The sequence below is a fragment of the Synechococcus sp. R6-7 genome, assembly GCF_047461695.1.
In the GTDB taxonomy this organism is placed as follows: Bacteria; Cyanobacteriota; Cyanobacteriia; order Thermostichales; family Thermostichaceae; genus Thermostichus.
The window spans coordinates 1-5,253 of the sequence record NZ_JANSHS010000327.1; the positions used below are offsets into that span (position 1 = coordinate 1).

Annotated in this window: 4 protein-coding genes and 1 tRNA gene; all 5 read right to left on the minus strand. The window is 59.7% G+C overall.

The window, feature by feature from the left end:
• Positions 1–35: 35 nt before the first annotated feature.
• A complete protein-coding gene (locus NW815_RS10015; RefSeq protein ID WP_414415965.1) occupies positions 36–1,199 on the minus strand; it encodes a pyridoxal-phosphate-dependent aminotransferase family protein in 1,164 nt (387 codons plus the stop codon).
• Between the two features lie 34 nt (positions 1,200–1,233).
• Positions 1,234–1,305 (minus strand) — tRNA-Cys (locus NW815_RS10020).
• Between the two features lie 82 nt (positions 1,306–1,387).
• Positions 1,388–2,569 (minus strand): CO2 hydration protein, encoded by a 1,182-nt coding sequence (locus NW815_RS10025; RefSeq protein WP_414389814.1) that lies wholly within the window; start codon positions 2,567–2,569, stop codon positions 1,388–1,390.
• Between the two features lie 36 nt (positions 2,570–2,605).
• Positions 2,606–4,114: an NADH-quinone oxidoreductase subunit M gene (locus NW815_RS10030; protein WP_414389816.1), complete on the minus strand. Its 1,509-nt coding sequence runs from the start codon at positions 4,112–4,114 to the stop codon at positions 2,606–2,608.
• Positions 4,115–4,126: 12 nt separating this feature from the next.
• On the minus strand, positions 4,127–5,253 hold a 1,127-nt coding region (locus tag NW815_RS10035; protein ID WP_414415966.1), incomplete at its 5' end, for a proton-conducting transporter membrane subunit.

Sequence of the window (5,253 nt, forward strand, 5' to 3'; positions counted from 1 at the left end):
GCGGGGCTCCTGCGATTTCTAGCTGAGCTGGGGGCTCAGAAGCCGTGGGCCAATACTTCCTCGGCGGCGCGAGTTCCCGCCCCTGGGGTGAAGTCGCTGTAGCCCACGGTGTGTAAAGCTGACTCCAGAGCAGCCAAGGTCATCAGCACATCGCGGTCACTCACAAAGCCCAAATGGCCAATGCGGAAGATTTTGCCCTTGAGGTGGTCTTGTCCAGCGGCAAGGGCGATGTCGAAGTGTTTCTTCAAGGTGCTGCGGATGGTGTCAGCGTTGATCCCTTCGGGAGCGAGTACAGCTGTTACCGAAGGACTGGCCGCTGACTCTGGATCAACCAAGAGCTTTAGCCCCAGAGCCTTGACGCCAGCACGGGTGGCCTGGGCCAGCTTGGCATGACGCCGGTAGATGGCTTCCAAACCCTCTGCCCGCATCATCTGTAACGTCGTTCGCAGGGCATAAAACAGGTTCACCGCCGGGGTAAAGGGAGTGGTGCCCTGGTGCAGGGCCTTTTGCGCCAGCTTAAAGCTCCAGTAGTACTTGGGAAACCTAGAGCGCTCCGTAGCGGCCATGGCCCGCGGGCTGACGGCCACAAATCCCAGCCCTGGTGGGATCATATAGCCCTTCTGGGATCCCGAGGCCACCACATCCAAGCCCCATTCGTCCATTAACACCGGCATTGCCCCCACGCTGGTGACCCCATCCACCAGGACGAGGGCTTCCCCGTGCTCGCGGGCAGCAGCAGCAATAGCTTGGACATCGTTGGCTACGCCGCTGGAAGTTTCCGAATGGGTGAGGATGACGGCTTTGATGGTTTTTTCCCGGTCGGCAGCCAGCTTTTCTTGGAAGATCTCGACGGGGTAAGGGATCCCCCAGGGAGTTTCCACCCGCTCACACTGAAGGCCAAACTGCTCGGACATTTCCGCCCAGCGCTCCCCAAACTTGCCGTTCACCCCCACCAAAACCCGATCCCCAGGGCTGAGGGTGTTGAGGATCCCGGCTTCCATAGCGCCGGTGCCACTGGCGGAAAAGACAAACACATCTGAGGTGGTTTGGTGCAGCCAGCGCAACCCATCGGTGACCTCTTCCAAAATGGCGGTGAACTCTTTGCTGCGGTGCTCGATGGGCCCCCGTGCCATCGCCAGCAGCGCACTCTCGGGAACGGGAGTGGGGCCGGGGATCATCAATATCAGCTTGTCTTTCATGCTTGCCCTGCTTGGGATGCAAGTAAGGTTTAAAAGGTGGCGGCCAGATTCGAACTGGCGCATAGAGGTTTTGCAGACCTCTGCCTTACCACTTGGCTACGCCACCCCATTGCTCAACTGGGCGCAGATATTGTATCCGAAAAGGGGATCCCCCTTCCAGTAACCAAAAGTAGCAGTTCCCAGCTCAGCTAGGCCTCAACCCTTTCTTCCTGCACCTTTAACAGACGGGATCCCAGCAGGCGCTGCAGCCAAGGAGCCAGAAACTTGCGGTTGGCCAACTGCTGCTGGGGATCCTGAGTTTCCAGAGGGAAGGGGGCAAGAGCCCGCAGGGCGGCAGTGGTAACACAGAACATGGCCTTTTGGAAGCTAAGGCAGATTTTCACCCGCAGGTCATCATCCCCGCGAGGCTGGCGGCGGTAGTGCTCTCGCAAGTAGGGGGGCAGGTGGCGCATCATATCCTGCATCAACAGGGTAGGCGGGATCCCAGCGCTGCCTACCGGCAGCGGATCGGCGTAGAGGGCGCCGTAGGCAAAGTCAGCCTGCTCAGCCGGGATCTGGTGGGCCTGGGCGTTGTAGGCAACCGTGCCCATAAAGGGAAAGGAGCGGAAAAACACCGCTTCCACATAAGGGATGGCCGTATCCGGCAGGAAGGTCAGGCCTGCTGAGAGAGGAATGATCTCGTAGCGGCGGCCCCAGATGCAGGGAGCGTAGGTGATAGGCTTGTCGGCAGCTGCCACCAACCCCTGCTGGATGTGAGCCACCACGTCGGGAATGGTGAGGTGGGGTTCTGTCTCAGAGCGCTTGGCCAGCGCCAGGAAAATATCGCTCATCACCCGCCAAAACTGGCCCAAGCCGCTGTACATAGCCAGCATGCGCACCTGTTCTAGAGCAAAGTCGGGAAACAAGATCCCCAAGCCCTGCAAGAAGGGATTGAAGCGGATTTTGGCCCGGATGGCTCTCTTGGCCCGCTCGACAAATTCAGGGGTATCCAGGTAGCGGTCTAGCCCCCCTCCCCCATGCCAGAGCATAGCCTTCATGCAGTATTCGGCAAACTCGTAGTTGATGCGGTCATGCCACAGGTAGCGCAGCCATTTGCCCAGGGTAATCTCGCCGTTGAAATACTTGAACGCCGGAAAAAGCTCCAAAAATTGGTGGTCGGCAATAAAGATCAAATTGCGCGAATAGGCATCCAGCACCTCGCCGTAGCTATGCAGGATGCCAATGACCTCTAGGCGATTGGCAGGGGCATCCGGCACAAGGGCTCCCCCTGCCTCTAGGCGCTGGACAATAGGAGCCAGTTGCAGTTGCTCCAGAGGAGATAAGCCGGCCAGAAAGAAGCAGGAAGGAGCAGGAGCAAGAGTGGCAGTCATGGGAGCAAAAGAAACTCCGTCGATCTCATCAAATCATCACAAGGAAGACAACCCAAACTGAAAGGCAGTGACCAGTCCTGCAACACCAGCTAGGTTAGCCTTGGCCAAGGCCAAGGTGGTGGACTCCACCCAGCGGGTTGCCCAGCTAGGCTGCAGGCCCAGTAACACCACCAGCGTTGCCAAAACAACAGCAGGCAGGCGCTCTTCAGTGGCGTGGCGTTGCATGGCTATGGCCACTTGCGAGAGGCGCCCAAAAAAGACACGGTTCACCATCAGCAGAAAATAGGCCGCCGTCAATCCCGTCCCCACCATGCACAGGAGCGTTTGCAGGGGAAAGACGGCAAAGCTGCCCCGAAAGATGGCGAACTCGGCGATAAAGCCCACCATGCCGGGTGTACCGCCGCTGGCCATCACCCCCAGCACCATTAAGCTACCAATCAACGGCAAGCCCCGCTCTGGGTTGAGCAACCCTTGCAACAACCTCAGATCCCGTGTGCCGGTGTTGGTGTAGACGGCTCCCACCAGTAGAAACAGTAGCGCCGAGATCAGGCCGTGGCTGACCATCTGGAAGACGGATCCCACCAGGGATAGAGGGGTTGCCGCTGCCGTTGCCAAGAGAATGTAGCCCATGTGGGCAATGGAGCTGTAGGCCACCAGCTTTTTCATGTCCTGCTGCACCAAGGCGTTCAGGGATCCATAGAGCACGTTAACCACCGCCCAACCGGCCAGCCAAGGCCCGGCTTGATCCCAGGCATCCGGCAAGAGCTGCAGGCCAAAGCGCACCAGGCCGTAGGTGCCCAACTTCAAAAGCAAACCCGCCAGCAAAACGGAAATGGGGGTGGAAGCCTCCACATGGGCATCCGGCAACCAGGTGTGGAAGGGCACCAAGGGGATCTTGATGGCCAGGCCCAGCAGAATGGGAATGAGCAAAAGGATCTGCGACAGCCGAGGTAAAGGGTGGGCCTGCAGGACGGTGTAGGTAAAGCTGTGGGCATCGCTCAGCCAACTGAGGCCGAAAAAGCCAATCAAGAGGAGGATCCCCGACAGAGCGGTGTAAACCAAAAACTTGGTGGCGGCATAGGTGCGGCGCGGCCCTCCCCAGATGGCGATGAGCAAATACAGGGGGATCAGCTCCACTTCATAGAACAGGAAAAACAGCAGCAAATTCTGAGCCAAAAAAGCTCCGGCCACCGCTGCCGCCAGCATGAGCACCAAGCTGTAGTAGAGGCGGGGCCGCTCCACCTGGCCGCTGGCCCAAATAGCCATCAACACCAGTAGCCCGGTCATCACCACCAAAGGCAGAGAGATCCCATCCACTCCCACCTCATAAACCAAGCCCAACTGGGGGATCCAGGCCATCTTTTCCGCCAATTGCAGGGATCCAAGGTGGGGGTCAAAGATCAGCAACAGCCCCGCGCTCAGGCCAAACAAAACCCACCCAAACCCCAAGGCCAAAGCCCGGTGCAAGCCCTTCCCCGCCTGCTCGGGAATCAACCCAATCAAGATGCTCCCCAACAACGGGATCCCAATCAAAAGGCTCAACATGGCTCTCTCCCATCAATAGGCCAACCCCAAATGGGGCGAACGCAGTAGCCAAGCTGTAACCAACACCACCCCCATGACGATCACCAGCACATAGAGTTGCATCCGCCCCGACAGGGTGTACTTGAGGGCTTCGCCGCTGAAGAAAAAGGCCAGGCTCACCCCGTTCACCAAGCCGTCCACTCCGTTGCGATCCAGCCACTCCAATCTGCGGGAGAGGGCGCTGACCGGTTGCACCACCAGGGCTTGGTAGAGGTGCCCCGTGTAAAAGTCGTGGGCCAGCAGATCCTGCAACTCCGGCCAGGGCAGATATACCCTCCGTTGGTCCCCCCAGTACAGCCAGCCGCCAATGGCTGCCCCCACCAGCCCAGCAGCCGTCAGCAGGGCTGCCATCCACCTCAGCTGCGGGTTCCAGTCGGGATAGAGCCCCCAGCGCCCCAACAGCCAGGGCATGAGCAAGGTTTGCACCGTCAGGATGCCCATGGGCAGAGCCATCAGCCAGCCCACCTCAGGGGCCCGGCGGGTTTTGGGTTGCGGGGATCCCAAAAAGACCAGGCCAAACACCCGCGCCAGGTTGAGAGCCGTCAGCCCGTTTACCCACAGCAGCACCCCCACCAGGGCCGGTTGCAAAACGCCGTACACCAGCGCCAGGCGGGCCAGCGTCCAAAAGCACCCCAGCGGCAGCAGGGCCACCATCCCCAGGGATCCCACGGCAAAAGCGGCCACCGTGGCCGGCATGCGGCTGCGCAGGCCCCCCAGCTCTGTCAAATCTTGGGTAGAGGTGGTGTAGATGAGGGATCCCACCCCCATAAACAGCAGCGCCTTAGCCAAGCCGTGCATGAGCAGCAGCTCCAGGGCCAAATCCGGCTGCTGCATCCCCACTGCCATAAACACCAACCCCAAGTAGGCGCTGGTGGAATAGGAAAAGGTGCGCTTGAGGTCAATTTGCGCCAAGGCCACCAGGGATCCGCCCAGGGCTGTGATCGTGCCGATGACCACCAAGACCCCATCTGTAACTGGCGATAGGGCCAAGAGCGGCTGCAGCTTAATCAGCACAAAAGCCCCGCAGGCCACCACTGCCGAATTGCGCAAAATCGAAGCCGGGTTGGGCGCTTCCATCGCCTCATCCAGCCACAGGTGCA